Genomic DNA, 16737 nt, shown 5'->3' with positions numbered 1-16737 from the left:
GCCTCAATGACCGGGCGGACCCGGCGGGCCGTAGAGGATCTGAAACATCCAGACGAGGAAACCATAACCGCCGACCACACCGACAGCGACGATCGGCCAGATGCCGAAAGCAAGGACAAAGAACGTAACAAGCTCCCGTCGCCGTCGAGATACGGGTTGTTGCGGCGTCAGTTGTTCCGGGGCGACCTCAGACAAGGAACATGTCCTCCGATACCATTCAGTGCCGCAATACTAGCATTGCCCCCCTGAAAATAAAGTGAAATAAATATTTCCATTTTACTCAAGAATACTTTTGCGCAATATCAATTGTCGATATATTCGCACAGATATAACGATTCAAAGAATTTCTTATAAAATGAATGAAAAATACAGAATTAAATGTCGCGATCCGAGGCAAATATTAGACATTTGTCATTTCAGAGGAAAAACTATTCGCGGGGAAACAGGGTTTCTGGCCTGTCTTCGAGGAGCACGTCGCAGCTGCACCCCGGCAAACATCCGCCAGGCAGGGTGGCCATTCCGAATTCGCCCCCACGCATATCTCACCTCGCGGGTGCTCGTGGTGCCAGAAGGACAGGAGGCTGGACGTTGGAGCAACGCTTTTGCTGTCGCACGAATCCGCAGGCCTACCGAAGCCAACGACCTTTCCATTCACGGCAATCCCGCTGATCGCATCGATCGGCGGGGGCACGCGCTCTTCAAACGCGAAGATCCTTCGCGAGCGTTTCGATGTCGCCGAGATACCGCCGCAAACGGGCGGGATTGTCGGGAAGCTCCGGTCGCGCGGCCGCCCAGCCGATATAGGTGAGCGCGCGCAGCAGCAGGAACAGCGGCAGGTGCTGGAAATCCGGTTCCGCCTGCGGCCGGACGGCAGTATAGCCTTCCAGCAAGGCCGCGCGCAGCTGCGGGTAGTCCGGCTCGTGCCTGTTGCGCAGCAGCGCGGTTGCCAGATCGAACAGCCGGAAACCGAAGCCGCAGTCGTCGAAGTCGATGAAGGCGACCGCGCCATCCGCCACGAGGACGTTTTCGCGCACGAGGTCGGCATGGATCAGGCCGTAGTCCAGACCTGGCGCCAGCGCCGAAAGCGGTGGCAGCAGACGGTCCCGCAGGCGCGCAAGGTCATCCCGCTGCGTCGGCGCAAGCAGCGGGCAATCCCAGAACCGGCCCCAGAAGGGCGCCTGCCCCAGCAACCCTTCGACATCCCAGGCCGGGCGCTCGAATCCCGCCGCCTGCACGAAACCATCGGCTACGTCGTGAAGGCGCGCCATTTCCTGCCCGATGACGCGAAAGAGCGCCGGCAGGTCGCGGCCGGTACGCGGAAGCGGAGCTCCGGTATGGCCGAGCGGCTCGCCCTCCATCCAGCCAATCAGATCGGCATAGTGCGGAGCAGAGCTCTCCGGAGAAGGCAGGACGGCGAGCAGGCTGCCATCCGCCGCGGCGATCGGCAGCGGCACGGATATGCCTTTCTCACGCAGCACCGCCATGAAGGCGAGTTCGGAGGCAAGCGCCACGGGCGAATGATAAGCAGGGCGGTGCAGCCGCAAGGCCGCCGGACGGCCATCCCGCAGGCGGACCTTGAAGACCGCGTTCTCGCGGTATTTCAACAATTCAGGCACCTGGTCCGGCAGGTTCCAATGCGCAATGGCGCTCGCCGCCCGTGCCGTCAGGGTTGCGATCATGTCGTCCATCGCGTCACAGCCCACCCAGCACGTCGTCGAGCGCTGCCAGCATCAAATCGGCATTCTCCCGGGAGAAGGGCATGGGCGGGCGGATCTTTGTGGCGTTCTGGTGGATGCCGAGCTTGCCCATCAGCACACCACGCTCGCGCATGCCGTTGACGACCCGCGTGGCGATGTCCGAGGCGGGCGTCTTTTCCTGCCGGTCGAGCACCAGTTCGGCCCCGAAGAACAGGCCGCTGCCACGCACATTGCCGATCAGCGGGTGTTTGTCCGCCAGCTTCTGCAACCCCGCACAGGCATAGGCGCCGACATGAAGCGCGTTCTCCTGCAGCTTCTCCTCCTCCAGCACGTCGAGCACGGCCATGGCCGCAGCGCAGGAGACCGGATTGCCTCCAAAGGTGTTGAAGTAACGAAACGCCTTTCGAAACGCATTCAGCGTTTCGGATGCGGCGACGACACCACCGACCGGATGGCCATTGCCCATCGGCTTGCCGAGGGTGACGATATCAGGGAGGATGCCGGCCTTCTGGTGCCCCCAAAGGTGGGTGCCGGTACGGCCAAAACCGGGCTGCACCTCGTCGCAGATGACAAGGCCTCCGGCCTTCCTTGCCGCCGCGACGGCGGGCGCCAGGAAGTCTTCCGGCAGGTCCGGAAAACCCTCATTGGCGAAGAACGGATCGATGATCAGCGCGGAAAAGCCGAAGGGACTTTCCTGCAGCGAGGCGATTGCTGCCTCCACCGCAGCGGCCCAGGCCTCGGCAAAGGTCTTGCCGCCCTCCCCGCCGAGCGGACGATAGGCATCCGGCGCCGGCACATGGCGGACATGGCCACCGTAGCCGCCGACCGGCGGCATGCGCGTCGAGAGTTGCGAGACCGCCGTCGTGTTGCCGTGATAGGTGAAATCGGTGGCGATGACACCCGTCCTGCCGGTCACCGCCTGCGCCATGCGCAAGGCCACGTCGTTGGCCTCGCTGCCGGTGCAGGTAAGGATGGCCGTGTCGAGGCTTCTGTCGAAGGTCGCCGTCAGCCGCTCGACATAGTCAAGAATCCCTTCATGCAGGTAGCGTGTGTGGGTATTGAGCGTCGAGGCCTGCCGGCAGATCGCCTCGACCACCCGCGGATGGCAATGGCCGACATGCGGCACGTTGTTGTAGCAATCGAGATATTTGCGCCCGTCCGCATCCCACAAAACGACGCCCTCGCCTCTGACCAGATGCACCGGGTCGTCATAGAAGAGCGACATGTTGCGGCCGAGCAGCTGCTCGCGGCGGGCGCGCAAGGCTTGTGCGCCGGTCATTCTAGCGCCCTTCCGCCGCACTGAGGCCGGCATCCAGCGCCGAGACGATCTTCTCTACATCAGCGGCCGTGATGACGAGCGGCGGCGAGATGATGACATTGCTGCCCGACGTGCGGACCATCACGCCCTCATCATAGGCAACATCGTAGACCTTCTGCACCACATCCTTGGCGGCTGCACTCTTATTCGGGCGGTCGGAGACGAGCTCCAGCGCCACCATCAGCCCCTTGCCGCGCACATCGCCGACCAGTTCGTGTTTGGCCTTCAGCCCCTCAAGACCGGTGATCAGCTCGACACCGCGTGCGGCCGCATTGGCGGCGGTGTCGACGCGGGCGGTTTCCTTCAGCGTCGCCAGTGCCGCCGCCGCGCCGACCGGATGGCCGGAATAGGTATAGCCGTGACCGATGGCGCCGAAGGAATCCTTGTTGGCTTCGAAGGCATTGACAACCTTGTCGGCGATCATCACCGCACCGAAGGGGAAGTAGCCGTTGGTGATCGCCTTGGCGGTGGTCATCATGTCGGGCTTGACGCCCCAGCCGCGCGAGCCGGTCCAGGCCCCGGTGCGGCCGAAGGCGGTGATAACCTCGTCAGCGATGAGGAGAATGCCGTGCCTGTCGCAGATGGCGCGCATCAGCGGCATGAAAGTCTCGTGCGGCACGATGACACCGCCGGCGCCCAGCACCGGCTCCATGATGAAGGCGGCGATGGTGTCGGCGCCCTGGAAGGCAATCTCGTCCTCGAACTGGCGGGCGATCGCCTGGGCGATTTCAGCCGGGTCGCTGGTGTTGAAGGGGTTGCGATAGGGATAGGGCGCGGCAAGATGGAAGACGCCGGGCAGCAGCGGCTCGTAGTTGCGGCGGAAATTGGCGTTGCCGTTGACCGAGGCGCCGCCGAAATGCGTACCGTGATAGCCCTTCTTCAGCGCCACGAACTTGGTGCGCTCCGGCTGACCGTTGATCTTGTGGAACTGGCGCGCGAGCCTGAGTGCCGTCTCGACGGAATCCGAGCCACCCGAGGTGAAAAAGGCGCGGGTAAGGCCGTCCTCCTTAAAAAACGCCGCCAGCTCATAGGACAGTTCGATCAGCGGCGAATTGGTGGTGCCGCGGAAGGTGGAATAATAGGGCAGTTCGTCGAGCTGGTCGCGGATCGCCTTCTTCACCGGCTCGCAGGAATAGCCGAGGTTGACGTTCCACAGGCCACCGACGGCATCCAGCACCGTCTTGCCGTGGATATCCACCACCGAAACGCCCTCGCCTGCATTGATGATGCGCGGGGGCTTTGCCTGCATTTCGGCCGGATGCGCCATGGGGTGCCAGAGATGGCGGGCGTTGTTCTCGATCAGGAAGTTGGAATCGCGCATGGGATATCCTTTCAAAGTCCAAGCATGTTCAGCGCCTGCGCGTAGCTTTCGGCAGGCCGGGTCACGTCGAAATGCACATGGGGAAGGCCGATGGCCACCGCACCCTCTATGTTCTTCTTCTGGTCATCGACGAAGACACAGTCGGCGCGGGCAAGCCCCAGTTCCGCCAGCACCTGTTCGTAGGCGCGTGGATCGGGCTTCAGGATCTTCGTGTATGTCGCATCGACGATGACATCGAAAAGGTCGATCAGCGGAAAGCGCTTGCGAAAGCTTTCGCCGTAGAAAAGGTCGAGTTCGTTGGAGAGGATGGCGAGCTTCAGCCCGGCCGCCTTGGCTTTCAGGATCGCATCGCGCGCCTCGGGGCGCAGGACAAGCTCGGGATCCGCCCCGCGCGCCCGCTGTACGAAGGTCTTCATGTCCGTCCAGTCCTCGCCGAGCAGCGCGCCGACCTCCTGCGTGCGCGTCATCCAATAGTCGCGCTCGGTGATTTCTCGCGTCTGCAGCGATACCCACAGAGGGTCGGTAGCGGGGTCGAACGGACCGCGCCAGGTCAGCGTGCCGGCCGGAAGGCCGAGCGTCCGCTCGGTAACGTCGTGCGTTTCGAACAGCGTGCGGGTGACGACACCGCCGAAATCGAGGATCAATGCCCGCTGCGCTTCCGTCATGCCGCCTGCCCCTTCTCGACGATGCCTTCGGCGACCCAGCGGTCGAAAACTTCCAGCGCCCTTGCGGCGAAGTCAGGAGCATTGATGTGCGCATCGACCTCTTCGAAGGCGACCGAGGCCGGCATGGCACGGCGCATCTCGTCGAGGAAGGCATCCAGCGCATCCGGTTCATGCAGCGGCTCGCCCTCCCGGTCCCATTCCTGGATGCCTTGCGTCGGCAGCAGGAAGGCGACCGGCGCACTCGCGCCTCCCAGCTTGGCGGCGACCACGCGGGCAACTGCGCGGCGCTCATCGGGCGAGACGGTGACGGAGGCGATCAACCGATTGTGTGCATGATAGGGCCGGCCGGCGAAACGATCCGGCGTCTCCTGCCAGGCGGGCATATCCACCATATCGACCGCGCCGGGCGCGACAATCTGCGGAATGCCGGCGCGGCCTGCATTTTCCATACGGTCCGGCCCGGAGACGGCGACCGAACCGTTCTGCGCATTGGTCACTTCCTGGATGCAAAAATCGAAGACGGCGGCAAAGCCCCGCTGCGCCGCGACCGCCTCATAGGCACGCCCGCCCATGCCTGTGGAATGGAAGACGGCAACGTCGTAGCCGCGCCGCTCCAGCTCCGGCTTCAGCACCTTCATATAGCTGAGGCAGGAGGAGCCGAGCGAGGTCATGCCGACCAGCGGGCGCTGGCGGCCGGGCCGCTCGCCAGCCTTGGCAGCGCCGACGACCGCGCCGGACGCCTGCGACAGCACCGCCCGGCAGATCGGATTGAGACCGTAGAGCCCGCCGGCCCACAGGATCATCATCAGGTCGGGCGCGATGCGCTCCGGCGGCAGGAGATGGGAATAGGCGATGGTGGAGACGATGAACTTCGGCACGCCGAGCGGCAGCACGGCTGCGACATCGAGCGCAAGGTCGGTGCCGAGCGAGCCACCAAGCGCGATCATGCCGTCCACCGCTCCTGCATCAGAGAGCCGGCGCACCAGCGCCGCCGCGCCCCTGGCCATCAGCGCCATAGCGGTGTTCTCGTCGCCGCTGCTGGTGATCGCCTCCATTGTGGTGCCGGCGGCGGCGGCGATGTCATGCTTGGAATGGCCCGGCACATAGGGCGGGTCGCCGAGCACGCTGACATCGACCAGAACGGGAACGCCACCGGCCTTGCCGATGACCTCGGCCATAAACAGCAGTTCCTCGCTCTTGGTGTCTCCGGTGCCGATCACCAGAATATGGGGCAGACGGGCGCTGGCGCTCATCGACCATTCCTCCTCGATTGAATGGCGGAACCGACCTTCCGGCCGACCTGATAGAATGCATTGGAACCAACCGATGCGTGGCCCGGCGCCCGGCGCCCCTGCACGAGAAGATACCCGGCGCCCGCCATCCGCGTCAGCCCCCTCCCCGCGCCCTTCACGGACATGACGTCCCGACCCATGCTGGCTGTGGCACTCATACCCGTTCTCTCCCCGTCAAGCCCGGCTCCCCTCAGGCGCTGTCGCGAGATGTTACGACAGATACTTAACATGCGAATTAATCTGGCAGGAAGTTTGATCGTTTGCAAGTCTGTATTTGAAGCTATGGTTTGCATAATGAACCGTTGGAATCCTTTCTGCTTTTCCGATCCAGGCTCCTTCAAGCGGAAGCTACCAAAGGGACGTGGCCCGATATCCTGGGCACTCTTGACAGAAGCCGCCAGTTTATTAACGTGTTAATTAACCGCAATCCGGCACATCTGCCCCGGCGCATACGCGCGCCTATCGGCACAACATGCCGACAAGACATTGCAAATCGCAGGGCAAGCATCGAGAAATGCGCAACGCAAACAGGGAGCAAGACATGGATAGCGAAGAATTCCGCCGGTGGTCGCGCACGGTAGCTGATTGGGGCGCCGACTACCGGGCGGGCCTGCGCGACCGGCCGGTGCGGGCGCAGACGAAGCCTGGCGACATCGCCAGGCAGATCGCCGATACGGCCCCGGAAGGGGGCGAGGCGATGGAGGCGATTTTCGCGGATTTCGAGCGCATCATCCCCGATGGCCTCACCCATTGGCAGCACCCGCGCTTCTTCGCCTACTTTCCTGCCAATGCCGCGCCCGTTTCGGTGATCGCCGATTATCTCGTCACCTCCGTCGCGGCCCAATGCATGCTCTGGCAGACATCGCCCGCCGCCACCGAGCTTGAAACGCGGGTGGTCGACTGGCTGCGCCAGGCGCTCGGTCTGCCGGATGGCTTTTCCGGTGTGATCCAGGATTCCGCCTCCACCGCGACGCTCGCCGCCGTGCTGGTCATGCGCGAGAAGGCACTCGGCTGGAAGGGCAACAGCGAGGGACTGGCGGCGCACGGCGCAGTGCGCGTCTATGCCTCGAAACAGGTGCACACCTCGATCGACCGGGCGATTTGGATTGCCGGCATCGGCGAGGCGAACCTCGTGCGCATTCCGACCAAGGGGCCGCTCAACGGCATGGACCCCGAGGCGCTCGACGCCGCGATCCGCGCGGACCTTGCCGCCGGCCACGTCCCGGCCGGCATCATCGCCTGCACCGGCGGCACCTCCATCGGCGCCTGCGATCCGATCGGCGATGTGGCAACAGTGGCAAAGGCACATGGTCTCTACCTGCATGTCGATGCCGCCTGGGCGGGTTCGGCCATGATCTGCCCGGAATTCCGCAGCCTCTGGGAGGGCATCGAGGCCGCCGATTCCATCGTCTTCAATCCGCACAAATGGCTCGGCGCCAATTTCGACTGCTCGGTGCAGTTCATCCGCAGTCCCGAGGACCAGGTGCGCACGCTCGCCATCCAGCCGGAATACCTGAAGACGCACGGCCATGACGGCATTATCAACTATTCCGAATGGTCTGTACCGCTCGGACGGCGCTTCCGCGCGCTGAAACTGTGGTTCCTGATGCGCTATCATGGCCTTGAAGGCCTGCGCACGATGATCCGCAACCACGTCGCCTGGTCGAGGGAACTGGCGGAGCGGCTTGCCGGGGAGCCGGATTTCGAGATCGTCAGCGAACCGGTGCTCTCGCTCTTCTCCTTCCGCCACACGGGCGGCGCAGAGGCCGACCAGCACAATATCGCCCTCGTCAACGCCATCAACGACGACGGACGTATCTACCTGACACAGACCCGCGTCGATGGACGCATCGCCATCCGTTTCCAGGCCGGCCAGTTCGAGATGACCCGCGACGACGCGGACAACGCCTTCGCGGTCATTACGGAAATCGCCCGCTCGCTGACATGACATGCGCCGGAGCCCGGCGTATCCTTACGGACAGTCGGGCTCCTACGCAAAATCGTGGGGACTTAAAGCTGGATCCAGGCCGTCTTCAGGTCGAGATACTTGTCCAGCGCGTGCAGGGATTTGTCGTGCCCGTTGCCGGACTGGCGCACGCCGCCGAGCGGCACCGTGTTGTCCGCCCCGCCATAGGTGTTGACATGCACGACACCAGCACGGATGCCGCGCACCATGCGATGCGCCCGTGACAGATTGGCGGTCCAGACGGCCGAGGCGAGGCCGAAGTCCGTGCCATTGGCGATGCGCAAGGCCTCATCCTCACCGTCGAAGGGGATGATGGAGAGGATCGGTCCGAACACCTCCTCGCGGGCAAGCGTCATGCCCGGCGTAACGTCGAAGACGGTCGGCTGCATGTAAAAGCCGCCGGTCTCGGCAAGGATACGCTTTCCACCGGTGCGCAGCCGCGCGCCCTCGGATAGCGCCTGTTCGGCAAAGCCGAGATTCTTGCCAAGCTGCGCCTCGCTGGAAATGGCACCGGCCTCGGTGGTCAGCAACAGCGGATCGCCGACCGCCATCGCCGCGGCAACCTCCGCCACCTTCTGCGAAAACGCCTCCGCAATGGAACGCTCGACGAGCAGCCGCGAACCGGCCACGCAGACCTGCCCCGAATTGCGGAAGATGCCATAGGCCGAGACCTTGGCCGCGCGGTCGAGGTCCGGTGCATCGGCGAAGACGACGTTCGGCGATTTACCACCGAGTTCAAGATAGACGCGCTTCAGGTTGGAGCGGGCGGAATATTCCAGGAGGCACCGGCCGACGGGGCCGGAACCGGTAAAGACCAGCACGTCGATGTCCGGATGCAGCCCCATCGCCTCACCTGTAACCGCGCCACGACCGGTCACGACGTTCAGCACGCCTTCCGGCAGCCCCGCCTCGGCGCAAAGGGCAGCGAGGCGCAGCAGCGTCAACGAGGCGGCCTCCGCCGGCTTCAGCACGATGGAGTTGCCGGCAGCGAGCGCCGGGGCGATCTTCCAGGCGCCGATCATCAGCGGAAAGTTCCACGGCACGATGGCACCGACGACACCGACCGGCTCGCGGTGGACGAGGCCGAGGATGTCGCCGGCCGTCGGTGCGATCTCGCCATAGATCTTGTCGATCGCCTCGCCATAGTAACGGAACGTGCCGGCGGCGCTGCCGGGCTCGGCCTTCAGTGCCATGGAAACCTCGGTGCCGTTGTCCCGCACGCCGAGCACGGCAAGCTCCAGCGCGTGTTGCTCGATCAGGTCGGCGATCTTCAGCAGCACCCGCTTGCGCTCGGCCGGCGCCGCCTTTGCCCAGCGCCCCCTTTCGAAAGCGGTACGGGCGGCCTTTACCGCCCGGTCCACATCGGCCGCACCGGCGTCGGCAATCGTCGTCAGCGTGCGCCCGTCGATGGGCGAGACGACATCCAGCGCCGCGCCATCCGCCGGGTCCTGCCAAATGCCGTTTATAAACAGCGCCTGCGGAGCGACCGCCAGATTGCGGAGTGCGTTGATCTTTTCCTGCATGGTCTTTCCTCAAAGGGCAGGTGGCGCCGAAGCGCCACCCCTGGTCTCACACTTCCCGGCGGACGCCGAGCCGGGCAAAGGCGCCGGCATCGCCCGCCTTCAGGCGCAGGGCGCAAAGGAGGCCGATGATCGCGGCAATCAGCACAAGGCCCGGCAGGAACACGGCAAGCGGTCCCTCCGCACCGGCCAGGGCGCCGAAGTTCGTTGCGATATAGAACACCAGCGCCAGCAGGATGAGGCCCGTCAATACCGGCAGCACGGTCGTGACGATCCGGTTGCCTTCGAGGCCCGGATTGCGGCCGAAGAAGGCGACGATGGCGAAGGCAGTCAGCGCCATCAGGAGAATGATCGCCAGCGTGCCGACATTGGTGAGCCAGGAGAACAGCGCCAGCACCGGATCCTGCCCCGTGAAGGCGAAGAGCGCCACGACGAGGACGGCGATGATCGTTTGCACGACCGAGCCGGCATGCGGGCTCTGGAACACCGGATGGGTGACGCCGAGCGCCTTGGGCAGCAGACCTTCGCGGCCGGCGACATAGAGATAGCGGGCAACGCCATTGTGGAAGGCGACGACGCCGGCAAAGAGGCTGGTGATGAAGAGAATGCTCATGATGGTGGTGATGCCGCCGCCGACATAGCGATCCGCGAGGCCGAAGAGGAAGGTGGTCGGATCGGCAAGGCCCTGGATTTCCGGCACCAGCTTGTCGACGCCCGCGCCGTTGACCATCAGCCAGGAGGTCAGCATGTAGAAGAGGCCGATGATCAGCACGGAGATGTAGGTGGCGCGCGGCACGGTCTTTTCCGGCTCGCGGGCCTCCTCGCTGTAGATGGTCGTCGCCTCGAAGCCGATGAAGGCGGCAAAGCAGAACAGGATGCCGATGGCCGGCGTCCCCGAGAAGAAGGCTGACGGCGTAAAGGGCGCAGCGGAAAGGCCACTGTCGCCGCCCTTTACGAGGATGGCCGCATCGATGACCAGCACGACCAGATATTCGAGCACGACGAGCACGGCGAGCACGCGGGCGGAAAAGTCCACCCGCCGGTAGCCGAAGACCGCAACGAGGGCGATGCCGATATAGGTCCAGACCCACCAGGGCAGGTCGAGGCCATAGCCGGCAAAAAAGCCGGCCGTTGCCGCCCCAAACAGGCCGAAGACGCCGATCTGCATGGCATTGTAGGCGAGGATGGCAATCAGCGCGGCAGCGCCGCCGGCAAGACCGCCGAGGCCCTGCGCCGTATAAGCATAGAAGGCGCCGGCATTGCTGATATGCCGGGCCATGGCGACATAGCCGATGGCAAAGAGCAGCAGCACCGTCGTTACGAAGGCGAAGGTCAGCGGAATGCCTGGGCCGTTGCCCAGCATCATCGACAGCGGCACGCCGCCAGCAACCGCCGTCAGCGGCGCAGCCGCGGAGACGACGAGGAATGTGACAGCCCCGACACCGAGGCTGTTCTTGCGCAACTGGTTCGCGCCGCCAGACGGCACGCTGTGTTCTGTCATGATCTTGCTCCCATCCTGGCGGCTGCCCTCATACATCCGGCGGCCGCGTGTCCGATGCCGCGCCAAAAGCGACGGCGGTTCCCACGAAACATTTTCCTTGTGGTTCATTATTTGAACCGTTATTTTAATTATAGATTTGCAAAAGCCAGTTCCGGCGTCAAGTTATTTCTCATGTTAAGTATCTCGACTTATAGAGCGTGCGGAACAGGAGCGGTAACGGAGAGGACGACCGCTCGCAGGAGACTGGCAGGACACTGTGGAGCGCATGCATGAGCACCATTGGAAAGGCCCTTTCCCTCCTCGATCTGATTTCCGAGCTCGACAAGGATATCGGCCTCAGCGACCTCGCGCGGCTTTCCGCACTCGACAAGGCGACCGCGCGACGCTTTCTCGTGGAACTCGAAAGGCACGGCTTCGTGGAACAGGACGAAGACACGCGCCGTTATCGCCTCGGCGCGGCGCCCGTCCGGCTGGCGCGCCTTCGCCAGGCGCGTTTCCCCTTCGTCGCCGTGGCTGCCCCTTTCGCCAAGGCGCTGGCGGAACAGGCCGGCGAGACGGTGCACTTCTCGGAGTTTTCCGGCGGGCGGCTCTCCACCATTCATGTTGAGGATTCGTCGCAGGCCCACCGTGTGATCGTCGAACCCGGGGCTGTGTTGCCCCTCCATGCCACCGCCTCGGGTCTCGCCTATCTCGCCTTCCTTCCGCCCGACGAGATCGACCGCGCGCTGGCGCGGCCGCTGGAGCGCTTTTCAGCCGAGACCGTCACCGATGCCGGAGCCGTGCGCACGCTCCTGCGTGAAACGCTGGAGCGCGGCTATTCGATCAGCCAGCAGGGGTTCGAGATCGGCGTCATCAGCGCCGCAGCACCGATCCTGACACCCGGCGGGCGGCCAGTGGGCGCGCTCGCCGTGGCGGCGCCGACCGCGCGCGCCGACCTTGCCCGCATGCAGGAGATCGGCCGGAAGGTCGCCACCGCCGCCCGCGGCATTGCGGAGAAATATTACGGCAACCGGACCTGACAGACGACAGGCCGTCTATCGCCGCCCGCGTGGCCGCGTCGCCAGCACATTGCGGATCGCGAAGCTCGAATGGATGCGTGAGACGCCCGGCATGGCCGAGAGGATTTCCTTGTGGATGCGCTCGAACTCGCCGGCATTGGCCACCTCGACACGCAGCAGATAATCCGAACCGCCCGTCATCAGGAAACATTCGCGGATTTCCGGGTGCTTGCGCACCGCCGCCTCGAAGCGGTCGAGGTGGTCCTCCGTCTGTCGTTCCAGCGTGATGTTGATGATGACGGCGATCGTCGCCTCGACATTCGATGTGTCCACCAGCGCTGTATAGCCGCGAATGACACCCGCCTTTTCCATCAGCTTGATCCGGCGGAGGCAGGCAGACGGCGACAGGCCGACATCGGCCGCAAGGCTGGCATTGCTCATGCGCGCATCGAGCCGCAGGAGCCGGAGGATGTTGCGGTCGATCGCATCGAGGGCAGCCATGGCAGATCATTCCAAATCGTCATCGTTTCGTTCAAAAATCATGCTTTGACACAACAATCAATCGCTGATTCCTCGGTAATTTCACGATCGTTTCACTAGGCTTCGCACACTTGAGGGGGCTTGGGATGGACGGTGGATTGCAAAGCAACAGAAGCGGCGCGACGGCGGTGATCGACGGTGCATCAGGCTATCTGAGCATCGATCTCGGCGCCCTCGCCCGCAACTACGAAAAGCTTGCCGCAGAGGTCGCCCCGGCACGCGCTGCGGCCGTCGTCAAGGCAGATGCCTACGGGCTCGGCGCCGGCGAGGTAGCAGCAAAACTCTACGCCCACGGCTGCCGGCATTTCTTCGTTGCCCAGTTCGTCGAAGCGCGTCGCCTGCGCCCGCTTCTGGCGGCCGATGCCACGGTCTTCGTGCTGAACGGCCTGCAGCCCGGCAACGAAAGTGCCTGCGCCCGCGAAAACATCGTGCCGGTCGTCAATTCGCTGGAGCAGTGGCATGCGTGGAGCGGCACCGCGAAAGCCTTCGGCCGCACGCTGCCGGCGGTGCTGCAGTTCGACACCGGCATGTCCCGCCTCGGCGTGCCACCGGAGGAGCGCGCGGCGCTCGCCGGCCTCGTCACTGCCGGTGGCGGCATCGACGTCCTGTTCCTGATGAGCCACCTTGCCTCCGCCGACGACCCCGCCAGCGGGCAGAACGGCGACCAGCGCGCCGAGATGGATCGCGTGGCGGCGGAATTTCCCGCCTACGACGTCTGCTTTGCCAATTCGGGCGGCATCTTCCTCGGCAAAGACTATCACGGCGTGCTCGCCCGTCCCGGTATCGCGCTCTATGGCGGCGCGCCGACCGGCGGGCGGGCGAACCCGATGGAACCGGTCGTCAGGCTCGACGTTGCCGTGGTGCAGACCCGCAGCGTGCCCCCAGGCACACGCGTCGGCTACAGCGCCACCCATGTCACGGCCGGCCCGACACGCCTTGCCACCATCGCCGCCGGCTATGCCGACGGCCTGCCGCGCAGCCTCTCGGGCCGTGGCGCCGCCTATTGCGACGGCGTGCGCCTGCCCATAGTCGGCCGCGTATCGATGGACAGCATCACCATCGACATCTCCGCCCTGCCGGAGGGGCGCCTTGCCCTAGGCAGCCGCGTCGAAATCCTCGGCCCGCACCAGAGCCTGGAGGACGTGGCGCGCGATGCCGGCACCATCGCCTATGAAATCCTGACCGGCCTCGGTCACCGTTACCAGCGGCAATACCGCTGAGCCTGTTTCTTCCCCAATGAGGACATCATGAAAGTCATCGTTCTCGGCGCCGGCATCGTCGGCGTCACCTCGGCCTACCAGCTTGCCCGTGCCGGCCACGAGGTCACGGTCGTCGATCGCCAGCCCGGCCCCGCACTGGAGACGAGCTTTGCCAATGCCGGCGAGGTCTCCTTCGGCTATTGCTCGCCCTGGGCCGCCCCCGGCATTCCGATGAAGGCGATGAAGTGGCTGTTCATGCAGCATGCGCCGCTGATCCTGCGCCCCAAGGTCGATATGGCCATGCTTTCCTGGATGACGCAGATGCTGCGCAACTGCACCTCGGCGCGCTATGCCCTCAACAAGAGCCGCATGCTGCGCCTTGCCGACTACAGCCGCATCTCGCTCGCCGCGTTGCGCGAGGAGACGGGTATCGCCTACGACGAACGCATGCAGGGCACGTTGCAGCTCTTCCGCACCGAAGCCCAGCTCGACGCCTCGGCCAAGGACGTCAAGGCGCTCGCCGCCGACGGCATTCCCTACGAAGTGCTGGATCCCGAAGGCTGCATCCGCGTCGAACCGGCGCTGAAGCATGTGCGCGAAAAGATCGTTGGCGGCCTTTTGACCCCGAAGGACGAGACCGGCGACTGCTTCAAGTTCGCCAATGCGCTGGCCGCAAAGGCCGAGGCGCTCGGCGTGCGCTTCAACTACGGCAGCATCATCCGGGGGCTCGACGTCGAAGGGGGCCGTGTGCGCGGCGTTGTTACCGCCCATGGAGTGCTCACGGCCGATGCCGTTGTCGTCGCACTCGGCAGCTTCTCGCCACTGCTCGTCCGTCCGCACGGCATCCGCCTGCCGGTCTATCCGGTCAAGGGCTATTCGCTGACGATCCCGATCACCGACGCCACGCGCGCGCCGGAATCGACCGTGATGGACGAAACCTACAAGATCGCCATCACACGGCTCGGCGACCGCATCCGCGTCGGCGGCATGGCGGAAATCTCCGGCTACACCAACGATCTTGGCGAGCCCCGCCGCCTGACGCTGCAGCACTCCGTGACCGATCTCTTCCCCGGTGGCGACGTGTCGAAGGCAAGCTTCTGGTCAGGTCTTCGCCCAATGACACCGGACGGCACGCCCGTCATCGGCCCGACGAAGGTCGCCGGCCTCTACCTCAACACCGGCCACGGCACGCTCGGCTGGACGATGAGCTCCGGCTCGGCCCGCCTTGTCGCAGACCTCGTTTCGGGCAGGAAGCCCGAGATCGATGCCACCGACCTTGCCGTCGCGCGCTACGCCTGAGGCCCTTGCAGACCCCGATCGCGCCGTTCAGGAAGGACGGCGTGTCGGGACCGGTACGTCATCCGCGATGTCGGTAGCCCAGGTGCTGATCGCACGGATCTGGGCCGGTATCTGGTCCTGCAGATAGGTCTCGTGGCCTGGCAGGCCCATCGGATACAGTGCATCCCGGCTCGCTTCATAGGCCGCGCTCTTGTCGGTGCAGAGGCGGATGCGCATGTCCTCCGGTGCGACATCGGCCCGGTTCTGCAGGTTTTCCAGAAGCCCCGCATTGGAAGACAGGCGACCGTCAAAGGCCTGCGTCAGATATTGAGCGGATCGCTCGTTGCGTTCCCGCTCGGTCGTCGCACCGAGAATGACCACCATCACGCGCCGTCCGTTGCGCGTCGCCAAGCCCACGAAATTGCGCCCGGAGGCGCAGAGGAAGCCAGTCTTCATCCCGACCGTGCCGTTGAAGCGGGTCAAAAGCAGATTGTTGGACTTGATCTCCTTGCCGTCGATCGAAACGGCAGACGCCAGGAAGAAGCGGCGATACTCCGGAAACAGCCGGTCCACTTCCATGCCCAGCAGCGCAAGGTCGCGGGCGGTCGTATAGTTCTTCCGGTCGAACAGGCCGTTCGGGTTGGAAAAATGCGTACCTGTGAGCCCGATACGAGCGGCCGTCTCATTCATGCGCTGCACAAAGGAGGCTTCGTCGGAGGCCACCGCTTCCGCCAAGGCGACGGCGACGTCGTTCGCCGATGCGGTGATCATGGCGAAGAGCGCGTCTTCCAGGGTCATCGTGCGCCCGAGGACCAGGCCGGATTCCAGGAAAGCCTGCTTCGTCGCGTTGCGGGACATGACGACCGGCGTCGTCAGGTTCACCTCACCGGCGCGGATAGCTTCGAACACCACAAGCGCGGACATGAGCTTGGTCGTCGAGGCAGGATACCAGGGTACCCCGGCATCCTCCTCATGCAGGACCTGATGATTGTCGGCATCCACGACGAGCACCGGCGTTGCGTTTGCCGCCACCCCCATGAAAAGCGACGCAGCAAGCACCAGGCTCTTCCATGGTCGTCCGGTCATTGTGTTCTTGATCATGTACCAGTCTCCGCATGAAGACGCCCTCATGCCATGATGCAGACCGGAAAGACAAGGGTTTGCAGCGGCGCGAAACCGCGCAGGGGGGCTCAAGGTTTTCGCATGGCCTGCCGAGAACCGTGTGGCCGCTATACCGCCGGTGGGTGGCGGGCCTCCCGCGAGGCGGAGGGAAAGATTACAATCCGGTCATGATCCGCGGACCACCTCGATGCCGCATGAAAAATCATAAGCATTTGAGCAGAAACAACTCTTTACGGAAATCCGCAACGCGCACGCCTCGATCCGGGCGATAGTTTGGCAAAATCGCCGCCCGGAACTTTATTTAATTGTAACATGACCTT

Annotated in this window: 14 protein-coding genes; 4 read left to right on the top strand and 10 right to left on the bottom strand. The window is 64.3% G+C overall.

From position 1 onward, the window contains the following. Positions 1-3: 3 nt before the first annotated feature. The 6 genes from napE to P9A16_RS18480 form a co-directional block, all read right to left on the bottom strand. Positions 4-195 carry a periplasmic nitrate reductase, NapE protein gene (gene napE, locus P9A16_RS18505; protein ID WP_023514115.1) on the bottom strand — a complete coding sequence of 64 codons (192 nt, stop codon included), beginning with the start codon at positions 193-195 and terminating at the stop codon, positions 4-6. A gap of 503 nt (positions 196-698) precedes the next feature. Next, positions 699-1688 (bottom strand): phosphotransferase enzyme family protein, encoded by a 990-nt coding sequence (locus P9A16_RS18500; protein ID WP_278025876.1) that lies wholly within the window; start codon positions 1686-1688, stop codon positions 699-701. A gap of 4 nt (positions 1689-1692) precedes the next feature. Continuing rightward, the gene (locus P9A16_RS18495) at positions 1693-2976 is read right to left on the bottom strand and encodes an aspartate aminotransferase family protein (RefSeq protein ID WP_278025875.1); all 1284 of its coding nucleotides are present in this window, start codon (positions 2974-2976) and stop codon (positions 1693-1695) included. A gap of 1 nt (position 2977) precedes the next feature. Then, complete coding sequence (locus P9A16_RS18490; RefSeq protein ID WP_278025874.1) at positions 2978-4336, bottom strand: aspartate aminotransferase family protein; 1359 nt, start codon at positions 4334-4336, stop codon at positions 2978-2980. A gap of 11 nt (positions 4337-4347) precedes the next feature. Next, positions 4348-5001: an HAD family hydrolase gene (locus P9A16_RS18485; RefSeq protein WP_278025873.1), complete on the bottom strand. Its 654-nt coding sequence runs from the start codon at positions 4999-5001 to the stop codon at positions 4348-4350. Then, positions 4998-6254: a Tm-1-like ATP-binding domain-containing protein gene (locus P9A16_RS18480; RefSeq protein WP_278025872.1), complete on the bottom strand. Its 1257-nt coding sequence runs from the start codon at positions 6252-6254 to the stop codon at positions 4998-5000. The genes P9A16_RS18485 and P9A16_RS18480 overlap by 4 nt, the downstream gene beginning before the upstream one ends. Before the next feature lie 580 nt (positions 6255-6834). Here P9A16_RS18480 and P9A16_RS18475 point away from each other — a divergent pair. Then, complete coding sequence (locus P9A16_RS18475; RefSeq protein ID WP_278025871.1) at positions 6835-8241, top strand: pyridoxal phosphate-dependent decarboxylase family protein; 1407 nt, start codon at positions 6835-6837, stop codon at positions 8239-8241. 62 nt (positions 8242-8303) lie between these two features. Here P9A16_RS18475 and P9A16_RS18470 read toward each other — a convergent pair whose 3' ends face one another. Continuing rightward, the gene (locus P9A16_RS18470) at positions 8304-9782 is read right to left on the bottom strand and encodes an aldehyde dehydrogenase (protein ID WP_278025870.1); all 1479 of its coding nucleotides are present in this window, start codon (positions 9780-9782) and stop codon (positions 8304-8306) included. 46 nt (positions 9783-9828) lie between these two features. After that, positions 9829-11280, bottom strand: coding sequence for an APC family permease (locus P9A16_RS18465; protein WP_272790865.1), 1452 nt, complete (start codon positions 11278-11280; stop codon positions 9829-9831). A 269-nt stretch (positions 11281-11549) separates the two neighbouring features. On the opposite strand from P9A16_RS18465, the gene P9A16_RS18460 reads away from it, so the two are divergent. Beyond that, on the top strand, positions 11550-12299 hold the full coding sequence (locus P9A16_RS18460; protein WP_278025869.1) for an IclR family transcriptional regulator: 750 nt from the start codon (positions 11550-11552) through the stop codon (positions 12297-12299). A gap of 15 nt (positions 12300-12314) precedes the next feature. Here the strand turns inward: P9A16_RS18460 and P9A16_RS18455 are convergent, their stop codons facing one another. Next, positions 12315-12779: an Lrp/AsnC family transcriptional regulator gene (locus P9A16_RS18455; protein WP_023512977.1), complete on the bottom strand. Its 465-nt coding sequence runs from the start codon at positions 12777-12779 to the stop codon at positions 12315-12317. 125 nt (positions 12780-12904) lie between these two features. Between P9A16_RS18455 and alr the strand changes: the two genes are divergently transcribed. Together alr and P9A16_RS18445 are read left to right on the top strand one after the other, a co-directional pair. Continuing rightward, a complete protein-coding gene (gene alr, locus P9A16_RS18450) occupies positions 12905-14038 on the top strand; it encodes an alanine racemase (RefSeq protein WP_278025868.1) in 1134 nt (377 codons plus the stop codon). A 27-nt stretch (positions 14039-14065) separates the two neighbouring features. Next, complete coding sequence (locus P9A16_RS18445; RefSeq protein WP_278025867.1) at positions 14066-15316, top strand: D-amino acid dehydrogenase; 1251 nt, start codon at positions 14066-14068, stop codon at positions 15314-15316. A gap of 27 nt (positions 15317-15343) precedes the next feature. On the opposite strand, the gene P9A16_RS18440 is transcribed toward P9A16_RS18445, so the two are convergent. Next, complete coding sequence (locus tag P9A16_RS18440; RefSeq protein ID WP_245462219.1) at positions 15344-16396, bottom strand: D-alanyl-D-alanine carboxypeptidase family protein; 1053 nt, start codon at positions 16394-16396, stop codon at positions 15344-15346. Positions 16397-16737 lie beyond the last annotated feature (341 nt).

The organism is Shinella sp. 838 (assembly GCF_029623935.1).
Classification (GTDB): Bacteria; Pseudomonadota; Alphaproteobacteria; order Rhizobiales; family Rhizobiaceae; genus Shinella.
Note: the sequence above shows the minus strand (reverse complement) of the source record. Positions and strands in the feature narration are given on the sequence as shown.

What these genes read in the sequence shown, in the direction of transcription:
- P9A16_RS18475 (WP_278025871.1), top strand. Translation starts at nt 6,835, where the DNA reads ATGGATAGCGAAGAATTCCGCCGGTGGTCGCGCACGGTAGCTGATTGG.
- P9A16_RS18465 (WP_272790865.1), bottom strand. Translation starts at nt 11,280, where the DNA reads ATGACAGAACACAGCGTGCCGTCTGGCGGCGCGAACCAGTTGCGCAAG.
- P9A16_RS18495 (WP_278025875.1), bottom strand. Translation starts at nt 2,976, where the DNA reads ATGACCGGCGCACAAGCCTTGCGCGCCCGCCGCGAGCAGCTGCTCGGC.
- P9A16_RS18480 (WP_278025872.1), bottom strand. Translation starts at nt 6,254, where the DNA reads ATGAGCGCCAGCGCCCGTCTGCCCCATATTCTGGTGATCGGCACCGGA.
- P9A16_RS18500 (WP_278025876.1), bottom strand. Translation starts at nt 1,688, where the DNA reads ATGGACGACATGATCGCAACCCTGACGGCACGGGCGGCGAGCGCCATT.
- P9A16_RS18485 (WP_278025873.1), bottom strand. Translation starts at nt 5,001, where the DNA reads ATGACGGAAGCGCAGCGGGCATTGATCCTCGATTTCGGCGGTGTCGTC.
- P9A16_RS18455 (WP_023512977.1), bottom strand. Translation starts at nt 12,779, where the DNA reads ATGGCTGCCCTCGATGCGATCGACCGCAACATCCTCCGGCTCCTGCGG.
- P9A16_RS18445 (WP_278025867.1), top strand. Translation starts at nt 14,066, where the DNA reads ATGAAAGTCATCGTTCTCGGCGCCGGCATCGTCGGCGTCACCTCGGCC.
- P9A16_RS18470 (WP_278025870.1), bottom strand. Translation starts at nt 9,782, where the DNA reads ATGCAGGAAAAGATCAACGCACTCCGCAATCTGGCGGTCGCTCCGCAG.
- P9A16_RS18490 (WP_278025874.1), bottom strand. Translation starts at nt 4,336, where the DNA reads ATGCGCGATTCCAACTTCCTGATCGAGAACAACGCCCGCCATCTCTGG.
- alr (WP_278025868.1), top strand. Translation starts at nt 12,905, where the DNA reads ATGGACGGTGGATTGCAAAGCAACAGAAGCGGCGCGACGGCGGTGATC.
- P9A16_RS18460 (WP_278025869.1), top strand. Translation starts at nt 11,550, where the DNA reads ATGAGCACCATTGGAAAGGCCCTTTCCCTCCTCGATCTGATTTCCGAG.
- P9A16_RS18440 (WP_245462219.1), bottom strand. Translation starts at nt 16,396, where the DNA reads ATGATCAAGAACACAATGACCGGACGACCATGGAAGAGCCTGGTGCTT.